Source organism: Pseudomonas sp. PGPR N4 (assembly GCF_059693665.1).
Genome location: NZ_JCAUKV010000001.1, coordinates 1337735 through 1357973, shown reverse-complemented (window position 1 = coordinate 1357973; position 20239 = coordinate 1337735). Strand labels below are relative to the sequence as shown.

The following is a 20239-nucleotide window of genomic DNA, read 5'->3' as shown; positions in this document are numbered from 1 at the left end:
GCCGCAGATCACCAATGGCGGGGTAGGCATCACCTGTTTTAGTGCGTCGGCGGTCTTCTGGCATTCCTCGATGTCAGTCCCCGCCGGCAGAAGCACAGCCCTGCATCCCCCAGTTGGTGACAGGCTCGTCATGCGCTGGATAAGTTCTCGATATGGGAAGCGATGTTTCTGCCCTCGCTCGCTCATGCCGCCACCAAAGCGCGGTTCTGGTGCCGCTCGAAAGCGCGTTCCAGCTTCACGTCGTAAAGGTTCCGCTGGTAGTCCGGGCCGTTGTAGAGCTTGGCTACCGTTGCCCACTTCTGGGCTTTCAAGGCTTTGAGCAGATTGGCGTCGGCTTCGATGTAGCGGACGAAGGCTTCCAGGTGGTCCGCTTCGCTGCGCATCATTGCGTCGACAAAATCATGCACGCTGGAGTAACCCAGACGCTGCCAGTGATAGCCCATTACCTGGAAGCCACCCCAGCTCGCGGACTCCAGTGCGGCTACTTCATCCAGCTGCCGGGCCTGAGCAAGGCGCTGATGCTCGGCGCTTCCGCCGATGTAGCCGCCGGCTTTTGGATTGACCAGGTTCGGCGCCTGCTTGGCCAGCAGATCGGCGCGGTGGAGCAACTGCTCCTGGTCATCGCCCGGCGAACCAGCCAGTTGCAGACGCTTGTACATGACGTGGCGCTCAAAGAGGATCACCGGCTTTCCATTGTCCAGGAAGCCGCGGCCCTTCGATTCAACTTCGTTCAAGGCGTACACAGCCGCGACCGGCACGCCGAGGCGAGCGGAGGCCTGCAGCAGATCCGAATGTTTGAGGAGCTTGCGTATGTCCAGGCCTTGCAGACTGGCCATGGTCTTCGGGCCGGCTTTGCCGTCGGAGACGAGCCCGACCTTCCCCTGGTAGGTCCGGACTGCCGCCTCGGTTGCATCGCCAAAGGCACCGTCGGCGTCCAATTCGGCGCCGTTGGCGTTGAGCAGGCGCTGCAGCTCACGAACAGCCTGTGAGCGATCGCCGTGTCGAAGTGTGGTCATGCGGTTCCCTCTTTGCGTGTGAAGAACTTCTTCGCGGTGGCGCGGGTGAACTCGACGCCCAGCAGGCCAATGACACCGCCGAAAAACGGAGCAGCACTGATTGGGATGCGGAACCAGTCGGAACGAAGTTTCTTGGCGGGTGCGGTGCTTGCGGCCATTCGGGCTGTCCTCGGTGCAGTGGCGTTGTGCCTAGCGATGAGGGCATGGTCCGCAAAGCGCTGCTGTACGGCAACGCGGCGGCTTTGTAGGAGGGCGGGCTACAGGGTGCGCCAGTGGGGCAACGCGCGAGTGAGCGTCAGCATCGGCGCCATGAACACTACAGCCCAACCGACCACCGACTCGCGCCGACACGCCAAGTTCCTGTACTGGACCGGTTGGCGCATCACTGATATTGCCGATTACCTGGACGAGAAGGAGAAGACCGTCCACAGCTGGAAGGCCCGAGACGAGTGGGACCGGGCAGACAACGTAGAGCGCATCGGCGGCACCCTGGAAGCCCGACTCGTGCAGCTGATCCTCAAGGACGGTAAGAGTGCCGGGGACTTCAAGGAAATCGATCTGCTGCACCGCCAGTTGGAGCGCCAAGCCAGAATTCAGCGCTTCCAGAGTGGCGGTACCGAAACCGAGCTGAACCCGAATATAGCCCCCGCTTTCGGCCGCCTCCTGACTGCCTCCTCGCGCGAGTCATCCCAACTGTGGCGTAGCATCGACGTGGTCACTCGTTTGCCCGCCTGGGTCACTCCGCAGCAGAGCGCGCTGGAGGATGTAATGATGTGTCTGCGCAGGCTCGGTCAAGTGGGATCCTGCGATTGCTATCGCGTTACACTGGGGCCGGCCTGCCTTACACGAGGTGGGTTCACCGGACGCTCGCAACACTTGGAGCAGAGTTACTCTGTGACTTTTAGGGAAAATGAGAACGCATGCGCAACTTGATACCAGCTCTAGCCTTGATGGTGGCCGTACTCGCAGGGTGCCAAAGCGGGCCGAGCCCACAGGAGCAGGCCGAGCAAAACCTGTGGGTAAGCCAGGTACTACACCAAATTGCTCTATCCAAGACGTTCCCGGAAGAGGCGCGTGCTCGAAATTTACACGGAATCGTCAAGGTTGCTTTTGTCCTCGATGCCAAGGGCAATCTGTTGCGACAAAGAATAACTGAGCACTCAGGTTCACCTTTTTTTCTCGCGGTCGCGCAGCAGATTGTCACAGATGCATCGCCTATGCCTGCCCCTCCTTCATGGGTGTTGGAAAACGGCGAGATTGAAGTGGTAGCGCCCTTTGTTTTCGTTCCTGGTGAAGATCCTTGCGGCCTCTGCCAGTAGACCGTGCAGGCTGAAACGCCATAGCCCAGCCTCGCGCTGGGCTGTTTGCATGCGCACTGTCGCTACTGCGTTACCCTGAGCCGCTCTGCATCCACTCTATCCACTCTGGATGTGCTCCCGATTTCTTGCGTTGCATCGTCCTTGGAACAACAAAACGCGGCCTATTTAGTCTAGGCTCTGTACGAAATCCCGAGAAACCCAATCGGCATCCCTCGGAAGCTGATTTTTTGTAAGGTTTCCAACCAGGTTGCTTGCCGACAAGGGCTACGATGCAGAAGCGCTACGCCGTTATTGCGACCGATATCGAATACAACCCGTCATCCCGCTGCGCTCGATGAAGCGCAAACCCAAGCCTGGCTTACCAAGGCTGTTTGATCGGCCCAAGTACCGACAGCGCAACATCATCGAGCGCATGTTTGGCTGGCTGAAAGAGAACCGACGCATGGTGACGCGCTTCGACAAGCTCGCGAAAAGCTATGCCGCTATGGTCTCGCTGGCTTGTTCCCCGCGGTGTTTGCGACATCTCTTTTCGTACAGAGGCTAGTACAGCGATTGAATGACGGTTAAATGAAGTGGAGATAGTGGCACAATAATGGCCACCATGACAGGCGACCGCTGTAGCGCGGATCGTTGGGTATGATGCCTCTGATTGTGAGAGCCCTGACTTGTCAGGGCCTTTTACGTTTTTGGGGCATGCAAACCCAGCCCTGTGATCAAGCGGGCAGCACTCCGTCGATCACGTCGAGCGCCTCGTAAACCACCCATCCGCCCTCGCTTGCATCGCCTTTGTTATCGATCACATAAGCACCTGCCTTGAAGTAGAACGGGTACTTGCTCCACTTCGAATTCACCGGCGCGCTGGCGCTGAGCTCGTCGAGCGTGGCAGTTAGCTGGCTGCGTTCGTCGACCTGGATGCAGTAATCGAACACTTGGCCCAGCGGCATCTGCTTCTTGAGCAGCGTGCGGGTGACGCCGAGCGGCACATCGCGAATCTCGATGCGCACATACCCATTCCACCAGATCACCATCAGAAAAGGGTTGAGCGCATTGACTGCGTGGATCTGGCCGATGATGACCTTGCCGCTGGAAGGCGCCTGCTCGACCCGCACCCGGCCGGACATGGAGTGCCTGGCGCTGCCCGGGAGCCAGTTGAAAGACACAGCGGTGCCTGGCAGCGTTTGCCGGCCCTCGGTGCGTGGGTTCTTTGAGCTGCCGCTGGTGCCAGCCTGGACCGAGCACCAGTAGTTGGTGTGGCCATTCTGGTCGACCCAGAGCAGGTCTCTGGGCAGCTCGGCTGGGTAAAGATAGACCTTGCCGTTTGCGGTGATGTTGCCAAATGCGTGCATGGTGATCTCCTTGTTCAAGGTAGGAATCCAGGCCGCGTTGTAGACACGTAATGGCCTGGGTGCATCAAGGTGGACACGTCAGGTTGGGCGGAGCGTCATGGCTAGCGAAGCCAAAAATAACTTGTGTTATTGATCGATGATAATTCAGGTTTCCCTTATGTCAATAACGCAAGTTATAATTTCCGCCATGGAATCCCGCTACGCGCGGGACCCCTTCGTGCCGAAGGTTCTCAATGCTTGAGAACTGGGCGCGGCGAAATACGCTAGGCGAAAAAAAGCCCAGCTCGATGGCTGGGCCTTGGGAGGGTAAGCGCTTAAAGCTTGATCATGGCGCGCACTACCACACCGACAATGCGACAGCCCTCCATGCACTGCTCTACTGGGTATGCAGGGTTCAGTGGCTTCAAGAAGCGGCGGCCTCCATCCTCTACAAGCTTCTTGAAGGTGGCCTCGTTGCTGTCGGAAAGTTTGGCGATGACCAGCTTTCCGGAAATCGCTTCAGCCTCCGGGTCTACCAGGATAAGCATGCCCTCAGTGATGCTGGTGCCTACTGGGGAGGTCATGGAGTCACCTTTGACCTCAAGCCAGAAGGCAGTGCCCTTCGAGTCGTAATCGGACATTTCATACCTGTCCGAGTAGCCAGGCGGGAAGGGTTCTACCGCTTCGGCCCAGGCGCCTGCAGCAACCCAGCTGATCACCGGATACCGGTATGAATCTGGCAGAACGTGCGTCGACTGCACATTGCTCCTTGCCGGTGGAGCCTCTTGCCCCGAGCCCAGCCACTCCGCGGTTACGCCGAGCGCCCTCGCGATCTCCAGCAACTTCTTCGACGTCGCGTTTCGGCCGCTCTCCAAGTGCTGAATAGTGACCTGGCTCACCCCTGATCTTTCGGCGAGCTGCTGCTGGCTCAAGCCCAGGGCTGTGCGGCGTTGGTGAATTCGATCTTTGAGCATTTCGGGGGCTTTGGTCATACCGCCTAGGGTAAAACACGCGTTATAAAGCTTCAAATAACCTATGTTTTTGTTATCTATAGCTTGGGTTATCATCTATAACGCGTTCCGTTGGGGAAGGGCGACTTCGGCACTGTTTCAGGGAGTTTGCTGTGCTGCTATGGGCGAGCCGCCAACCCTGTGATAATGCGCGCAACCACAAAGGCCATCTCATGCTGACCATCTCCAACACTGTGCATCTGCCGGATACCGACATCGAACTGACCTACATCCGCGCTCAGGGCGCCGGTGGCCAGAACGTCAACAAGGTGTCCAGCGCTGTGCACCTGCGCTTCGATATCCGCGCCTCGTCGCTGCCCGACTTTTACAAGGAGCGGCTGTTGGCGCTGCGTGACAGCCGCATCACCAGCGAAGGCGTGTTGATCATCAAGGGCCAGCAGTACCGCACCCAGGAGCAGAACCGCACCGACGCCTTGGCGCGGCTTGCCGAGCTGATCATTGCTGCCGGCAGGACCGAGAAGAAACGCCGCCCGACCAAACCGACCCTGGGCTCGAAGACCCGCCGCCTTGAAGGCAAAGCCAAGCGCAGCACCATCAAGTCAGGTCGGGGCAAGGTGGATTTCTAGTACTGCTGGCGGGAACAAGGCCACTGAAGCTTTTGCTATAGCAGGATTGAACCAACGGCCGCGTCACATCACAACAAACAGAAAGGATCTCTCGTGAATTTCAGCTTGATTGCCATCGCAGTGCTTTCATTGGTCTTTGCCAATAGCGCCCACGCGGCTACCGACAAGAAGAGAGTAAAGATTGAAGCGCGGTGGTATACGCAGGCTTATATCAAACAGCACCTTGCCCAGAATGATCCGCGCCGGCTGTCATCTGCTTATCCCGCGACGGTTAGCTATATTTTCGCTGCGGATGCTTCTGGCGTGCCGTCTGCGGGTGAGAATTTGCTGAAAAAGGATGTCACGAGCGTCAAGAGTGATTTTGTCCGATGGCCATCCAGCAGGGACTCCAGACCCCTCAAGACGCAGTTGGATGACATGTGCGTTCGTTTGATTGCCGGAAGGCTCAGGGGGCTGGGGCAGGGAGTCAGGCAACGGTCGCAGAAGACGACTCCCAAAAATATCGTGGTTGCCGAGATTTACGCGGGAGAGTTGACAGCCGCGCCGTTGAGCCTGGAAAGAACCACAGGTCCAGATGCTATCAGAGTGATTCCACCTAAGGGCGAGGGCAGAATGCTCTGTAATATTTACAAGACAACAAGAGGGGGCGACATCATGTACGACGTCTCTGTCGTTCTTGTTGCCAAAGCGGCCTACCCAAGGAGTCGCTAAGCTGACGAGCGCTGCTGGTCTCGAAGTTGTCAGGCTTTTACATGCCCGCTTCAAGGCCATCCTTTTCAAGGTCTCTGCATTTTTCTGGATTTTTCTCTCGCTTGTGATCGCTGGGGCGCGCAGCGGCCCCAGCGATCTTGAAGCATGTGCAATTTCAGAACACCTTGAAAGGGATGCGCTTCAAGGCGACGGCCTCGGACCGACCTCAGCTGATACTACGGACCTTTTTATCTGTAGTGGCTAGCCTCGATCGCCTGCGCCTTCTTCCAGCTCTCAAGCGTTTTCAGATTGAGCAGATACTTCCCGATGTTCGGGTATTCACCCTTGCGGTCAAAGCGCTGAATAAGCTCGGCCACAAAGTACATCATGAAGTCAGCGCCGCTCAGTTTGCCGCCCACCAGGTAGTCTTTGTTCTCCAGCTGGTCATCCACATAAGCGAAGATCTTCTTGCCCTCGGCCTGGGCATAGCTCGGCAGGAAAACCAGCTCGGCCGTCTCGCGCTGCATGAACACCTGAAGCAGCGGCGGCAGCATGGCGGAGCTTTCAGAGAAGTGCAGCCATTGCAGGTACTCGACGTACTCATCGCTGTCTCTCGCCGGCGCCAGGTGCGGGGCGTAACGTTCGATCAGAATCTCGGTAATCGCACCTGACTCCGCAACCACCTTACCGTTGAGCTCGATCACCGGCGACTTGCCGAGTGAATGAATGGCCTTCAGCGACTCAGGGGCGAAATGGGTTGCTCGATCACGAGTATAGAACTCCGTTTTGTAAGGCACGCCCATCTCTTCCAGCAGCCAGAGCGTTCGAATGGAGCGCGATTCGTTCAAGTGATGCAGGGTGATCATGATGGTGATCCTCAGTCATGGTGGTGGCGAGGGCATGAATAGAGCCGCGCTGCCGAATACATACTGACCGCGTGATGAGGTTATGTTCACAGAACAGGTTTCACAGTTGCGGTGCCGACGGTTACGCAGAGGATCGCCGCGGTCCAAACATGCGCTCGCTGCAGCGGGCTATTGCCATCCCCACACCCCTTGGCCAAAATGAGAGTCATTATCAGATCCTGGGCCAGGCCGCTTCTCATGTCTTCTGTCGACTACTCCCAGCAAAACGCCGTGCAGTCACTCTACGAGACCCATCACCAGTGGCTTTGCGGTTGGTTGCGCCAGCGCCTCGGCTGTGTCGACAACGCTGCGGACCTCGCCCAGGACACCTTCATCCGGGTAATCACCCAGCGCAAGGCAACCGAATTGCGTGAGCCTCGCGCCTATTTGAGCACCATCGCGCGCAGTTTGATGATCGACATGTTCCGCCGTCGCTACCTGGAACAGGCCTACCTGGAAACCCTCGCGCTCAGCCCCGAGCCGCTGGATATTTCGCCTGAAACCCGCGCGCTGATCATCGAAACCCTGATGGAAATCGACCGCATGCTGGACGGCCTGGGTGGGCGCACGCGCGAGATTTTTCTGCTGGCCCAGCTCGATGGGCTGAGCTATGTCGAGATCGGCCGCCGCCTGAACATCTCGGTAAACACGGTCAAGAAACACGCAGTGCGTGCTCTGACTCATTGCCTGCTGCTGGCAGATGACGAACGTGCGTGAGCAAGCCCTTGACCACGCAACACTCGAGGCCGCCGCGCGCTGGTACGTCGACTTGCGCACCGAAACGCCCGATGCTGCCTTGCGTGAAGCGCATCTGCGTTGGCTGGAGCGTGATCCGCGGCATGTGCAGGCGTGGGAGCGACTGGCTCGACTGCAGGACAAGCTCGCCCAGGTCACACCAGGCATAGGCCGGCCAACGCTGAGCAGTGCCCGGGCCAAACGTCGCGAGGTGCTCAAGGTCCTTTCGCTTTTGCTGGCCGCAGGCGGGGCTGGCACGCTGGCCTGGAGCACAACGCCACTGCCAACCTTGATGGCCGACCAGCGTACCGTTACCGGCGAGCGGCGTCGGCTGCGCCTGGATGACGGCAGCTTGCTGATGCTCAATACCGCCACTGCGTTGGACATTCACTACAGCGCGAGCGTGCGTGAAATACAACTGCTCAGCGGTGAAATCCAGATCGAGACGGCGCCGGACGCGCAGGCGCGCCCCTTCATCGTGCATACCCCTTCGGGCAGCATCCGCGCCCTGGGTACTCGCTTCGTGGTGCGCTACGGCTCGCAACATACTCGGGTCAGTGTGCAGGAGCATTCGGTTGAAGTGCGCTGCGCAAGCGCCATAGGTTCGGCGGTACGCGTCAATGCCGGTCAACAACTGGATTTCGTCAGCACCGAGGCCGGTACGCTGCAGCAGTCCCCGTCGCAGCTGGATGCCTGGACGCGCAACATGCTGGTTATCGAGGACTGGTCCCTGGGCGACTTCATTAGCGAATTACAACGCTATCGCTGGGGCCATCTGGGCTGTGCGTCGGCGGTGGCTCAGCTGCGGATTTCAGGTGCCTTCCACCTCGGTGACAGCGACGTCATCCTCGACAATCTGACGTCGACCTTACCCGTGCGCCTGCGTCGGTTCAGCCGTTATTGGACGCGCGTCGAGCCAGCTTGAAACCGTTGTAAAAATAATCCAGCGCAGGGGTTGTTGATTTTTATTCTCGTTCGACTTGGAAGGTAGAGGCGCACACAGACGCCGTCATCTACTGCCACCGGGCGCAAGGAAACCGCATGATCCCCCGCAAACCTCAATCGCGCGAAATCTTCAGCAAACCTGCAGTCAAACCCCTGAACCGTGCGGTGCACGCCGCGCTGCTGGGGATGGCGCTGTCTCTGCCAGTCGGCACCGCGCTGATTGCCCAGCCTGCGTCGGCTCAGACCAACATTGAAAGCAGGTTTGATATCCCCGCCGGCGCACTGGGGTCGGCGCTCACTCAGTTCGCGGCCGCTGCCGGCGTGACGGTCTCGTTCGATCCGGCCCACGCTGCCGGGCAGCAGACCAGCGGCTTGCGCGGCCGCTACAGCACTGATGCCGGGCTGCAGAAGCTGCTGGCCGGTACCCGCTTGCAAGCGGTTCGTTTGGCCAGCGGCAGCTACTCGCTGTTGCTGCGTGAGCAGGGCGCCGCCATGCAACTGGGTGCTACCAATATTTCCGGCGAGGCCATCGAGTCGGCCTACGGACCGGTCGACGGCTATGTCGCCACGCGCAGCGCTACCGCGACCAAGACCGATACGCCGATTCTGGAAATCCCCCAGGCGATCAACGTGGTGACGGCCGATCAGGTCGCCGTGCAGGGCGCGCGCAACCTGACCCAGGCCCTGCGCTACACGCCGGGCTTGACCACCGGCGGCTTCACCGATCGCAACGTGATCGCCGACGAGATCACCAGCCGCGGCTTCGCCCCGACGCCGCTGTATTTCGACGGTGCCTACATACCTTATGCCGGTAGCCTCGGCGGTGCGCCGCAGATCGACCCCTATACCCTGGAGCGCATCGAAGTGCTCAAAGGGCCGTCATCGGTGTTGTTCGGGCAGAACCAGCCGGGCGGCCTGATCAACCTGGTGTCCAAACGCCCCACCAGCGAACAGCGCAGCCAGATCAAGCTCGGCGCGGGTAGCTATAACCGGGTCAACGGTGCAATCGATACCAGCGGCCCGCTCGACGAGCAAAAGGAATTCAGCTATCGCCTTGTCGGCGTTGCCAAGAAAGGCAATGAGCAGGTCGCGCATACCCACTCCGAGCGAATGTTGCTGGCGCCGAGCTTGACCTGGACACCCACTGAAGACACCTCGTTAACCCTATTGGCTCAGATCCAGCGCGACGATGGCCAGGCCGACTATCAATCGTTGCCACGGGTCGGCTCACTGGACCGTGGCCCGACCGGGCAGAAGATCAAGCGGGAGTTTTTTTCCGGTGATTCGCGATACAACGACTACAAGCGTGACCAGTATATTTTTGGCTATGACTTCAGCCACAACCTGAGTGACGACCTGACTTACCGCTCCACCGCGCGCTACACCGACGTGCGTGACCAGTACAAGGGCTTTTATCTGCGCAGCTTCGTCACCGATGCGGCCGGGGTGGTTGATCAGACCCGGGCCAATCGAGTCAAACTCGACTGGCGCCAGCACAACATTGCCTACACCATCGATAACAACCTGGAATACACCTTCAACACCGGTGCGCTTGAGCACACCGTGCTGACCGGCGTCGATTATCGTCACTTCACTCGCAAGTACGATGGCTATAACGCCTACAACGTGTTGCCGGTCGATCTGTATGGCAAGAACAACTACGACAGCTCCAGCGTAACCCCGGTGCTCGACACCCAATGGGACAACACCCTACGCCAGACCGGCGTGTACCTGCAGGACCAGATCCGCTTCGACCAATGGGTCCTGACCATTGGCGGTCGCCAGGACTGGGCGGAAATCGACAACAAGGACCTGCTCGCCCACACCGTAGCGTCGCAGCGGGACAACAAGTTCACCGGACGAGTCGGTCTGACGTATGTCACCGAGTTCGGCCTGGCGCCCTATGTCAGCTACTCCGAGTCGTTCCTGCCGACCCTGGGCACCGCCGCCCCCGAGCGCGGTGGCAAAGCCTTTACGCCAACCGAGGGTGAGCAGTACGAAGTGGGGGTGAAGTACCAGCCCTTCGACAAGACGCTGATTACCGCGTCGGTGTTTCAGGTCAAACAGAAGAACGTGCTGACGGGCGACACCCAGTACCCGCAATACTCGACGCAAAGTGGTGAAGTGCGCGCCCGGGGTATCGAACTGGAAGCCAAGTCCAGCCTCGACAATGTTGATGTGATGGCCGCCGCCACCTACATCGACGCGTTCTATACCAAAAGCACCTACGGCGATGAGGGCAACCGCAGTGAGGCAACGGCGCCGGTGTCGGCCTCGTTGTGGGTCGATTATCACTTCACTCAGGCAACGCTCGCTGGCCTGACCTTCGGTGCCGGCGCTCGCTACACCGGACGCAAGCCGGGGGACTCGGCCAACTCGTTCGACGTGCCTGCCTATGTGGTTTATGACGCCACCATCAGCTACGACCTGGGCGGGCTGGATGCCGGCCTGCGCGGTTTGCGTACCAGCCTGAACGTGCAGAACGTGTTTGACCGCGAGTTCATTTCGGACTGCAACTATGCGTTTGGCTGCTACTACGGGCAGGAGCGGGTTGCATCTGTGGAAATGACTTACGATTGGTGACAGCGAGCTGAATCGAAAAATCTGCGAACCTTTGCTGCTGCCCAATGATCCAAGCGCAATGCCTTGGATCTGGGCGCGCTGCCCTGCATCCCCCGTCATCATTGGGTCTCGACAATTTGCAGACCCCAGCGCACCTTCGCAGAGGACTCCGCAGTGCCGACCAGTGGGATTAGAGTAGACAATCGATTCACTGCTGAAGTCATGGGCCATCCGAAGGACATTTTCTTCGCCGCGGTCGAAAGCACGCGCATGCCGATGATCGTCACGGACCCCAATCAGCCGGACAATCCGATCATCTTTGCCAACCAGGCTTTTCAGGAAATGACCGGTTATGGCGAAGATGAGTTGATCGGCCACAACTGTCGGTTCCTGCAGGGCAAGGATACGGATCAGGACGTGATCTCTGCGATCCGCCAGGCCGTCGCTCAGCGCTATGACTTTTCCACCGAGGTGCTGAACTACCGTAAAGACGGCAGTTCGTTCTGGAATGCGCTATTCATCTCGCCGATCTATAACGACAGCGGTGAGCTCAAATACTTTTTCGCATCCCAGCTGGACGTCAGCCGGCGTCGAGATGTGGAAGATGCATTGCGCCAGTCGCAGAAGATGGAGGCATTGGGGCAGCTGACCGGCGGCATCGCGCACGATTTCAACAACCTGCTGCAGGTCATCGGTGGTTATGTCTCGTTGGCCAAGTCGGCTGCCGAGAAGGAGCAGCCCGATCTGGCCAGGATCGTCAGGGGCCTGACCCATGCCACCCAGGCGGTGGAAAGGGCCAATACGTTGACCAAGCAATTGCTGGCCTTCTCGCGCAAACAATCGCTGCAGGGGCGGGTGATCAATATCAATCAGATCGTCGCTGACGCACAGGTGTTGATCAACCAGACGTTGGGCGATGGTGTCTCTGTATCGCTCAGCCTGGATGACGAATTGCACAACTGCCGTATCGATCCGGCTCAGGCGCAGATCGCCTTGCTCAACGTCATCATCAATGCGCGCGATGCCATGGCTGGAGATGAGCGCCAGGCACTCAATATTGAAACCAAGAACGTCATCGTGACCGAAGATGCGCGAGCGTCTTATGAAGGGCTGCATGCGGGACATTACGTCTGTGTCTCGGTCACCGACAACGGTGAGGGCATGCCCGAGGCCGTGCGCGGTCGAGCGATGGACCCGTTCTTTACCACCAAGGACGAGGGCAAGGGCACTGGACTTGGGCTGTCGATGGTGTATGGCTTTGCCAAGCAGTCCGGTGGGGCAGTCAAGATCTACTCGGAAGAGGGCGTAGGGACTACCGTGCGCTTTTACTTCCCCGCCGATGCCAGCGAGCTGCACCCCTTGGAGCGCGCGAGCCTGCTCAAGTCCAAAACCGGTGATGAGCGCATCCTGATCGTGGAAGACCGCGCCGATGTTGCCGAGCTGGCCCAGGTGATCCTCGAAGAGCAGGGCTATGAGACCCAGGTGGCCAAAGATGCCAAGGATGCGTTGATGATCCTGGAGAAGGGGCTGCACTTCGACCTGCTGTTCACTGACCTGATCATGCCGGGCGGCATCAATGGCGTGACGCTGGCGCGCAAGGTGCAGTTGCAGCATCCGTCGATGAAGGTGCTGCTGACCACTGGCTATGCCGAGAGCTCGATCGAGCGAACTGACATTGGCGGTTCTGAATTTGAAGTGATATCCAAACCGTACTTACCGCAGGAACTTGGCCGCAAGGTGAGGATGGTGCTGGATTCACCGGGCGGCGTGTAACAGTGTCCCGGCAGCGCTGACTTACAAGGATGCGCTGTATTTGACGGCTGCCGCTGCCCGCGATGGCACGTTGAGGGTTCGCAGCAATCCGGATACATGGATGCGCACGGTAAACGGCGAAATATCCAGGGCCTTGGCGATTTCCTTGTTGGTCTTGCCTTGAGCGATCAGCCGCAACACTTCCTGCTGGCGCGTAGTCAGGGTGTTGGTGTCCAGAGGTAATAGCCCTGAAGGTGCGAACTTGACCAGCACCTCGCCTTCGCGGATGGCGAGCAGCGCCTGGCCGATCTCCTCGGGCGCGATGTTCTTGCCGATGAAGCCATCGGCTCCCATCGCCATCACCTGTTCGATCAACAGCGGGTCATCGACCATCGACACCACGATCAATGTGGTACGCCGCAGCTGCTTGCGCAGCTCACCCAGTTGGCTGATGCAGGTCAGGCCGGGGAAGCGCAGGTCGAGGATCAGCGTGTCCACGTCGCTGTCGCGTTCGAGCATGTTCAGCACTGTGTCCAGATCGCCGGCCTGCTCTACCTGAGCCTCGGGCAGCAAGCGTTGCACCGTGCGCAGCATCCCCTCGCGAAACATGGGGTGGTCGTCAGCGATGATGATGCGGCATGTCATGGAGTGCCCCTCCCTGGGGGTCAGGTGTTGCGCCTGCGTGGTACTTTAACACTCTGCTCAGGGCCTGCTTGCTCGGCGTGCCAGCATGACGATGACCGTACAAGGACGTTGCCCGTGAAGTTCATGAAAGACGCTGAACTGGATCAAGCCAACCTGCGTATTGTGGTAGCCCTTTGCGCCATGGTGTACATCGGTGTGCTGGGCTTCTTGCCAGGGCAGTCGGTGGCGCACTACGTGCCGGTGATGCTCTATATCGTGGTGTTCCTGCTGGCCTCGATCGTACTTCGTCAGGTCATCGCGCGCTGGCCCGGGCATTACCCGGCGCGGCGGGTTTTCGGGATGATTCACGACTATACCGGCACCTCGTTCGGCCTGGTGATCGGCGGCGAGGCGGCGTTGCCGCTGTATGCGGTGATGGTCTGGGTCAACCTGGGCAACGGCATGCGCTATGGTTCGCGCTATCTGGCGATTGCCACCGTCCTTGGCTTGCTGGCGCTGCTGGTCGTGTACGGGCTGAATCCGTTGTGGCAGGCGCAGCCGTTCATGATGCTGATGCTGATGATCACCAGTACGGTGATTCCGGTCTACGCCCACCTGCTGCTGGAGCGCACGCGCAAGGCCTCCGAAGAGGCCATCGCCGCCAACCTGGAAAAGTCGCGCTTTCTGGCCCAGGCCAGCCATGATCTGCGCCAACCCATTCACTCCATCGGCCTGTTCACCGCCTGCCTGCGTGAGGCGCGCCTGGGCGAAGAGGAGCGGCGGCTGGTGGACAACATCGACCGGTCGCTGTTGAACGTCTCGCAATTGTTCCGCTCCATTCTCGATCTCTACACCCTGGACAACGGCCGCTTGCTGCCCAAGTACCAGGAAGTTCACCTGGGCGAGTTGCTCGCCGAGTTACTCCGCCAGAATGCCGAAGCCGCCCGTTGGGCCGGGGTCGAATTGCGCCTGCGGCCATGCAAACACTGGGTGAGGGTTGACCCGGCACTGTTGGCGACCATGGTGCAGAACGTGCTCTCCAACTGCTTGAAGTACGGCCGCCAGCGCCCTGTACTGGTCGGCGTGCGCCGGCGCCACGGCGGGCTGGTGGTGGAGATCCACGACCAAGGGCAGGGGATTGCCGAGGAGCATCTGTCGCGGGTGTTCGAGGAGTTCTATCGCGTTCGCCAGCTGCGCGATAAAGACGTTGAAGGGGTCGGTCTGGGCTTGTCTATCGTCAAGCGCCTGGGGCTGTTGATGGGCATGGACGTGATGCTGCGCTCGCGGGTGGGCCGTGGCACTTCGGTCAGCCTCAGCGGCTTGCCGCTGGCGACCGCGCCGGAGCAACTCGTTGTGCGCGACGATCCACGTCAGGCGGGGCTGTTGACCGGTTTGAAAGTGTGCCTGGTGGAAGATGACCACAACGTGCTGCTCGCCACCCAGGCATTGCTGGAGCGCTGGGGCTGCAAGGTGCAGGCGGAGTCGAGCGGGCATGATCTGGTCAGCGATTGCGACATCATCGTTGCCGACTATGACCTGGGCAACCACGCCACCGGTATCGAATGCATCGACCACCTGCGCGCGCAGCGCGGCGTGGCGGTGCCAGCGCTGATTCTGACCGGGCATGATCTCGAGCGGATCCAGGCAGCCCTGCACGATCGGCAGATCGCCATTCTGTCCAAGCCAGTGCGCCCCGCTGAACTACGGGGCGCTCTGCGCGAGCTCAGTCAGGGGCCGCTTACTGGTTGAACGGGGTCAACCCATTACCGCGGGCGCCTTTGGGCTGGCAGTAGGCGGCGGGTTTCATCATGCCGAAGCTGGCCACGGCGAACATTCCGCCACTGGCACCGCTGGGCACGGAGCAGTTGTAGTCACCGGCAGCGGTGCTGGCGATGTAATACGTGGTCATGGAGTCACTGCGCACATTGGAAACGCGCTTGACCGTCTCACCGATATTGGTTTCCGAGAGCGTTTTGAGATGGTCTTCGGTGGGTTTCATATGGCTGCAACCGGCAACGCCGATCATCAGGGCGCCGAGCAGGGCGAGGCGGGTGACTGGAGCGTGCAGTTTCATGGCGCTTCTTCCTTGGGGATGTTTTGGTTTTTTTTTTGCGCAACGATCCCTTGCACGGCGAATTCGCCGTGCTGGCGGGGAGCATTGGGGTTGCTGGCGAATATAGCGCCAGGTGGGTGCGGGGTCGATTAGCACAAGTGTGCTAGTGGCACTTTAGGGCTGCGGTAAAAGGAGCGCGTTGATCACTGAATCAACGCCGCCAGACGTCCCCGTGTTCACTGACGACCCATGGCTTTTGCTCAGCAACGATCTGCACGCCGCCAACCCAGCGCTCGGCTGGGGCACAGTCGAGCCAGTTCACGGTGCCTCGTAATACGCGCTCACCCAGGTCGGTGATTCGAACAAGACCGTGCTGCCACTCACCGCCCGGCTGTTCCTGCACCAGTGGCTGCGGCGCATCGATGAGCGGGCGCAACAGCGTAGCGAACATCAAATCCCCCAGAAAGGGCAGAGGTTCATAGTCCTTGTTCAAATGAGCGAAGACTTTGCCGGCAGGCAACGCTCCGTGATCTGCCAGTATCCGCAGGGTCAGACGCTGGGTCAGACTCAAGCCATCCGAGGCGCCCGGGAGTTCCTGGAGTTGCCTGGCCAACGCGGGCCCGAGCAGCGGCAATGCCGGATGCACCTGGCCTGCCATCCGCGCCCAGTTGCCAGGGTCGGCTGAGGTATAGGCCGCCCATGCCTCCCGTGCCAGCGCCAAGGCATTTGCAGCCAGTGCTCGCCGCTGTGGCCAGAGCCATGCAAGCACATCCGGCGCCAGCTGGCCCAGCCCAATGAAACGCTCAACGCCCGGCACGCGGTTGATCTCGATCAGTTCCAGCCTGCGCGGCAGCGTAGCCAAACTCGCCAGGAGCCGAATCAGAAACAACTGATCATAGGCATCGCCCTCGCACCACAGCACCAATTCACTATCGTGGCCAAGTTGCGCGAGGGCATGGCGTTGTGAGGCTTGGCGTTGCTGGGCATCACGTGGCGATAAGCCGAATGTCTGCTGAATGAACGCTGCACGCACTTGCCAGTAATCGTCGTCAGGCAGGGCCGGAACAGGGCCCATGACCATCGGATCATCGAACATATGAAATGTGCCCGTGAAGCCAGCGACTCGCAGGCTGTGCTCGATATCGTTGCCGCAGCGCCAGTGCTGAACGGTGGCTTCATTGGTCGCAGCAAAGTCCGGATGACGTGCGGCGAAGGCGACGCTGTCGGCATGTGCAATCAACTTTGGCCAACTGGAGAAACCCGTTTCACGCGCTACCAGCCACTGAGTGTCGGCGAGCTTGTACTCAGGGCCAGGCACACCGATTGCGCGCAACTGCACGCGGGTATCTTCGGCTTGGTTGTTCTTGAGGGCTTTGAGCAACTGCTTTGCGCGTTTGCGCAGCGAGGGCAGGTCAACAAGACCATGATGGCGGGAAGCATTAATGGTGGGCATGCCAACTCCTTACAGGGCTCGGTCCGCCGACAAGCCGGGAGCTGGAATGGGCAATGTACAACGCATGCCTGGGAAACCCCTTCGCGCGGACCGCAGGCGCAGCACACGCCCAGGCATCGACTGTAACGGCCAGGCGTCACGGAGGTAAAGCCTGATCGCGTGCTGGCACACATAAGAAAGCCCGGCGAACCGGGCTTTATCAAGCAAGACGCTACTTACTGAGCAGTCTTCAGCTTGATCACATCACCGGAAACGGTGGTGGTGTAGCCATTCAGAACCCATGCCCAGAACCAGCTCTCTTGTACCTGGGTGTTGATCATCGCATCGCCGCCCTTGGCCTTGATGGCGTAATCTTGCGCGCGTACGAAGCGGCTGTTCTGGCGAATCGGGATCAAGCCGAACAGCATCAGGCCGGTGGCACTGGCTTCGCTGTGGCCAACAATGGTGTACTGGCTGCTGTCGTACTGCTGAGTTTTCATGGCGGTGCCGGTGCAACCTGCCAGAGCGAGACCCAGTACTGCAGAAGCGATGACTTTGCTGAATGACTTCACGTTACTACTCCATGGACTAGAGCCCGAATCCAAATATTGGGCGGCGGCACTTTACCAGAACACCTCGACGTTCTGCAGTTGGCTGTCTTCATTCCCGCGTCACTGTCAGAAGCGCCACTTGGCATTGACCACCGCATTGCGGGGTTCGCCGCAGGAACCTGAGGCAAAGGTGCCCAAGCCGTCGTAGTACTTCTCGTCGAAGGGGGAAGAGCGGTCGCGTTCAGTCAGTACGGACTTTGCAATTGGTCTGCGCGCTTGTAACAATCCCGGCCTTTTGGCGGTCATGCAGCCGCCGCAAAAGCCCTGCCCATTCTGACAAGGAGCTTCAACCGTGGAATCACGCAGTCTGGCTGCAGAGATCTTCTTCAGCATGCCATCCCATCTGTGGGTCTTGCCAGTAGCGGGCGTGGTCGCCTTTTTCGGGATGCGCCTGGCCGCACAATCGCCCGAGCGAGAGTCATTGTTCAAAGGCGTGACGTATCTGATCCTGCTGGCGTTGGCATTGTTGCCCAACGCCTACTACCTGCTGAGCCCGCCGACGCCGGATATGGCCGAACTGCTGGCACAGGGTGGGCTGCTGCCCAACTACAAAGGCCTGGTTTATCTAGACGCGTTCTACGCATTCGCCGGCTGGGCATTGAGCTGGGTCGTGCGGCAGAAATTCGACGCCTGAGGCGGCTCAGATCATTGCAGGGTCGTCGGCTTGAACGTGTCCTGCAACTGGGCGAAGGTCTGCTCGATGCCGGTAATCAGCTTGTCCAGATGATCAGCTTCGGTGTGGTTGCCGACTGCGCGCTGACGATCGCGCTGCTGACGCAGGGTGAGTAGGTTTTTCTGCAGTGCTAGGGCGGACTGGTCGTAGTTTTCCATCTCGATTCTCTGGCTCATGGCGTCCCTGCCGTTGTAGGAATGAGCCGACCGTATCAGCTCACTCTGGGAGCCGGAACTGCGTTTTCGTACAGGTATTGCACTGCTGTAGGCTTAATCCTACAAGCAGATCAGAGCCGTCCTACGATGGGTGTGTGCCGATATTTCGAAGCGTTTGTATTCAATGCACTCACAGGCCAAGCGGTGCAGTGTTTCCAAAGTTTTTGTCTGCGCTCTGAAATAATTTGTTACTGCACCTATAGCCGCCTAGCTGCGCGGCTGGCGTGAAATGACCTGTTGCAATTGACCCGGCTCGGCGGCCTCCTGCTCTAGCCATTGGGTGACCAGCGCGGCTGCCGAACCAACGGCCGCAGCTTCCCCCGTAAGTATGTAGAAGCCCGCACTGGTGGGTAACTCATGGCCCGCCAAGGCCAGTACCAGCGTGCCAGCCTGCAGGGCGTTGGCTACCAGCAGTGCTGGCACCAAGGCGATGCCCATGCCTTGCTCGGCAGCCTCTATCGCCAGAATGGTTTGCGAGAACGCTGGGCCGGTAAACCGGGTGCCTGGCTGGCCGTAGTGATCGAACCAGCGCTTCCAGTTGTTGTGGCTGTCGGAAACCAGCGGTGCACTGGCCAGATCGCTAGGTACCTGCCAGTCACCCGCGTTACGTAGTGACGGCGCGCACACGGGCAGAGCCTGGCCCGCCAGCAGGTGACGCGCGTGACAGCCCGCGAAAGGGGCAGTGCCCCAACGCACGGCCATGTCCACCGCGCCTTTGCCGGTCAGTTGCCGGGTACTGTCGGAGGCATCGATCATCAGCGCGATCTGCGGATGTGCTGCCGCCAGCCGGCCCAGTCGTGGGATCAACCAGCGGCTGGCAAAGGCTGGCGTGGTGCTGAGCACCACCTGGTGGGGATCGTCTGGGGCACCTTGAGCGAGGAGCTCGGTGGTGGCGTCTTCGATGATGTGCAATGCCTGCTGCACTCGCAGCAGGTACTCGCGGCCCTGGGGCGTTGTGCACAGGCCGCGTGGCAGGCGTTCGAACAGGGCCATGCCGAGCTTCTCTTCCAGCGTGCGTACCTGCTGGGCGACTGCGCCTTGGGTGACGCTCAACGCCTCGCCTGCCGCGCGAAAGCTGCCCAGCCGGGCAGCGGCCTCAAAGGCAACCAGATGATTGATCACGCTGGGCGCGGTGCGTCGCTTGGCGGTGCTCATGGGGGCGGCTTCCTGCGGCGCGTGTGGGCTGATCGGCTGATTCTGGCGTCAGTCTGTCCCGCGAGCAACAAGTTCGCCGGCAGTTGCGCTAGCATGGCGGGCTTTACCGAAACGGGGGACAGTTTGATGACCACGCCAACCTTGCGCCAGGCCAGCTTGCAGGATGTGGAGCGCTGCTACCAGATCGAAACCAGCGCCTACGAGGGCGATGAGGCGGCCACTCGGGAAAAGATAGCCATGCGCATCGAGCAGTATCCAGAGGGCTTTCTGATTCTGGAACTGGATGGCGAGATTGCTGGTTTCATCAACAGCGGTTGCGCCGAGCAGGTGGTGATGTCCGATGAGGCCTTCAAGGAGCTGGTCGGGCATGATCCGCGCGCTGCCAATGTGGTGATCATGTCGGTGGTGGTAGACCCGGCGCTGCAGGGGCGCGGCTTTGCCGGGCTGCTGATGGCGCACTTCGTCGAGCAGATGCGCGCGCGGGGCAAGGCGACGATCCATCTGATGTGCAAGCAACGCCACGTCGCCCTGTACGAAAAACTCGGCTATCGCTATGTGCAGCCATCACCCTCCGATCACGGTGGCATGAGCTGGCACGAGATGGTCATGGCGTTGTAAGGCAGTTATATG

21 protein-coding genes and 3 pseudogenes are annotated in these 20239 nt (G+C 59.8%); 12 read left to right on the top strand and 12 right to left on the bottom strand.

Going from position 1 to position 20239, the window contains the following annotated elements:
• Positions 1-182: 182 nt before the first annotated feature.
• Complete coding sequence (locus tag AC58X1_RS06120; protein WP_101320782.1) at positions 183-1016, bottom strand: N-acetylmuramidase domain-containing protein; 834 nt, start codon at positions 1014-1016, stop codon at positions 183-185.
• A pseudogene (locus AC58X1_RS06115) lies at positions 1013-1126 on the bottom strand (phage holin, lambda family); the annotation flags it as partial. The gene AC58X1_RS06120 and the pseudogene AC58X1_RS06115, both read right to left, overlap by 4 nt.
• 199 nt (positions 1127-1325) lie before the next feature.
• Here AC58X1_RS06115 and AC58X1_RS06110 point away from each other — a divergent pair.
• From AC58X1_RS06110 to AC58X1_RS06100, 3 genes and pseudogenes are all read left to right on the top strand, one after another.
• Positions 1326-1661 (top strand): annotated as a pseudogene (locus tag AC58X1_RS06110) (terminase gpP N-terminus-related DNA-binding protein); the annotation flags it as partial.
• A 275-nt stretch (positions 1662-1936) separates the two neighbouring features.
• Positions 1937-2335, top strand: coding sequence for a TonB family protein (locus AC58X1_RS06105; protein WP_497428520.1), 399 nt, complete (start codon positions 1937-1939; stop codon positions 2333-2335).
• A 247-nt stretch (positions 2336-2582) separates the two neighbouring features.
• A pseudogene (locus AC58X1_RS06100) lies at positions 2583-2879 on the top strand (transposase); the annotation flags it as partial.
• A gap of 169 nt (positions 2880-3048) precedes the next feature.
• Here AC58X1_RS06100 and AC58X1_RS06095 read toward each other — a convergent pair.
• Together AC58X1_RS06095 and AC58X1_RS06090 are read right to left on the bottom strand one after the other, a co-directional pair.
• Positions 3049-3681 carry a polysaccharide lyase family 7 protein gene (locus AC58X1_RS06095; protein WP_150569947.1) on the bottom strand — a complete coding sequence of 211 codons (633 nt, stop codon included), beginning with the start codon at positions 3679-3681 and terminating at the stop codon, positions 3049-3051.
• A gap of 314 nt (positions 3682-3995) precedes the next feature.
• A complete protein-coding gene (locus AC58X1_RS06090; RefSeq protein ID WP_497428519.1) occupies positions 3996-4727 on the bottom strand; it encodes a LexA family protein in 732 nt (243 codons plus the stop codon).
• Positions 4728-4843: 116 nt separating this feature from the next.
• On the opposite strand from AC58X1_RS06090, the gene arfB reads away from it, so the two are divergent.
• Complete coding sequence (gene arfB, locus AC58X1_RS06085; RefSeq protein ID WP_181106836.1) at positions 4844-5257, top strand: alternative ribosome rescue aminoacyl-tRNA hydrolase ArfB; 414 nt, start codon at positions 4844-4846, stop codon at positions 5255-5257.
• 93 nt (positions 5258-5350) lie between these two features.
• Complete coding sequence (locus AC58X1_RS06080) at positions 5351-5968, top strand: hypothetical protein (protein ID WP_497428518.1); 618 nt, start codon at positions 5351-5353, stop codon at positions 5966-5968.
• 227 nt (positions 5969-6195) lie between these two features.
• Here AC58X1_RS06080 and AC58X1_RS06075 read toward each other — a convergent pair whose 3' ends face one another.
• Positions 6196-6813, bottom strand: coding sequence for a glutathione S-transferase family protein (locus tag AC58X1_RS06075; RefSeq protein ID WP_497428517.1), 618 nt, complete (start codon positions 6811-6813; stop codon positions 6196-6198).
• 237 nt (positions 6814-7050) lie between these two features.
• On the opposite strand from AC58X1_RS06075, the gene AC58X1_RS06070 reads away from it, so the two are divergent.
• The 4 genes from AC58X1_RS06070 (at position 7051) to AC58X1_RS06055 (ending at position 12867) form a co-directional block, all read left to right on the top strand.
• Complete coding sequence (locus AC58X1_RS06070) at positions 7051-7569, top strand: sigma-70 family RNA polymerase sigma factor (RefSeq protein ID WP_101320772.1); 519 nt, start codon at positions 7051-7053, stop codon at positions 7567-7569.
• The gene (locus tag AC58X1_RS06065; RefSeq protein ID WP_497428516.1) at positions 7553-8512 is read left to right on the top strand and encodes a FecR domain-containing protein; all 960 of its coding nucleotides are present in this window, start codon (positions 7553-7555) and stop codon (positions 8510-8512) included. The genes AC58X1_RS06070 and AC58X1_RS06065 overlap by 17 nt, the downstream gene beginning before the upstream one ends.
• 116 nt (positions 8513-8628) lie before the next feature.
• On the top strand, positions 8629-11115 hold the full coding sequence (locus AC58X1_RS06060; protein ID WP_497428515.1) for a TonB-dependent siderophore receptor: 2487 nt from the start codon (positions 8629-8631) through the stop codon (positions 11113-11115).
• Positions 11116-11268: 153 nt separating this feature from the next.
• Positions 11269-12867 carry a histidine kinase famiy protein gene (locus AC58X1_RS06055; RefSeq protein ID WP_497428514.1) on the top strand — a complete coding sequence of 533 codons (1599 nt, stop codon included), beginning with the start codon at positions 11269-11271 and terminating at the stop codon, positions 12865-12867.
• Between the two features lie 21 nt (positions 12868-12888).
• Here the strand turns inward: AC58X1_RS06055 and AC58X1_RS06050 are convergent, their stop codons facing one another.
• Positions 12889-13491, bottom strand: a complete 603-nt coding sequence (locus tag AC58X1_RS06050) for a LuxR C-terminal-related transcriptional regulator (protein ID WP_101320763.1) — start codon at positions 13489-13491, stop codon at positions 12889-12891.
• Between the two features lie 123 nt (positions 13492-13614).
• Here AC58X1_RS06050 and AC58X1_RS06045 point away from each other — a divergent pair, with 123 nt between their 5' ends.
• A complete protein-coding gene (locus AC58X1_RS06045) occupies positions 13615-15219 on the top strand; it encodes an ATP-binding response regulator (RefSeq protein ID WP_178080831.1) in 1605 nt (534 codons plus the stop codon).
• Here AC58X1_RS06045 and AC58X1_RS06040 read toward each other — a convergent pair.
• From AC58X1_RS06040 to AC58X1_RS06025, 4 genes are all read right to left on the bottom strand, one after another.
• A complete protein-coding gene (locus AC58X1_RS06040) occupies positions 15209-15544 on the bottom strand; it encodes a hypothetical protein (protein WP_150572300.1) in 336 nt (111 codons plus the stop codon). The two genes, AC58X1_RS06045 and AC58X1_RS06040, sit on opposite strands and share 11 nt — an antisense overlap.
• Before the next feature lie 190 nt (positions 15545-15734).
• Positions 15735-16976, bottom strand: coding sequence for a DUF1835 domain-containing protein (locus AC58X1_RS06035; RefSeq protein ID WP_497428513.1), 1242 nt, complete (start codon positions 16974-16976; stop codon positions 15735-15737).
• 215 nt (positions 16977-17191) lie between these two features.
• Positions 17192-17527 carry a hypothetical protein gene (locus AC58X1_RS06030; RefSeq protein WP_150569952.1) on the bottom strand — a complete coding sequence of 112 codons (336 nt, stop codon included), beginning with the start codon at positions 17525-17527 and terminating at the stop codon, positions 17192-17194.
• Between the two features lie 105 nt (positions 17528-17632).
• Positions 17633-17899 carry a hypothetical protein gene (locus AC58X1_RS06025; protein ID WP_497428792.1) on the bottom strand — a complete coding sequence of 89 codons (267 nt, stop codon included), beginning with the start codon at positions 17897-17899 and terminating at the stop codon, positions 17633-17635.
• Between AC58X1_RS06025 and AC58X1_RS06020 the strand changes: the two genes are divergently transcribed.
• Positions 17886-18200, top strand: a complete 315-nt coding sequence (locus AC58X1_RS06020; RefSeq protein ID WP_101323060.1) for a hypothetical protein — start codon at positions 17886-17888, stop codon at positions 18198-18200. The two genes, AC58X1_RS06025 and AC58X1_RS06020, sit on opposite strands and share 14 nt — an antisense overlap.
• Before the next feature lie 11 nt (positions 18201-18211).
• Here the strand turns inward: AC58X1_RS06020 and AC58X1_RS06015 are convergent, their stop codons facing one another.
• Both AC58X1_RS06015 and AC58X1_RS06010 read right to left on the bottom strand, forming a co-directional pair.
• The gene (locus AC58X1_RS06015) at positions 18212-18415 is read right to left on the bottom strand and encodes a hypothetical protein (protein ID WP_224785525.1); all 204 of its coding nucleotides are present in this window, start codon (positions 18413-18415) and stop codon (positions 18212-18214) included.
• Positions 18416-18661: 246 nt separating this feature from the next.
• Positions 18662-19609 carry a LysR substrate-binding domain-containing protein gene (locus AC58X1_RS06010; RefSeq protein WP_497428512.1) on the bottom strand — a complete coding sequence of 316 codons (948 nt, stop codon included), beginning with the start codon at positions 19607-19609 and terminating at the stop codon, positions 18662-18664.
• 126 nt (positions 19610-19735) lie between these two features.
• Between AC58X1_RS06010 and AC58X1_RS06005 the strand changes: the two genes are divergently transcribed.
• Positions 19736-20227, top strand: coding sequence for a GNAT family N-acetyltransferase (locus tag AC58X1_RS06005; protein WP_150569954.1), 492 nt, complete (start codon positions 19736-19738; stop codon positions 20225-20227).
• Positions 20228-20239: the final 12 nt, after the last annotated feature.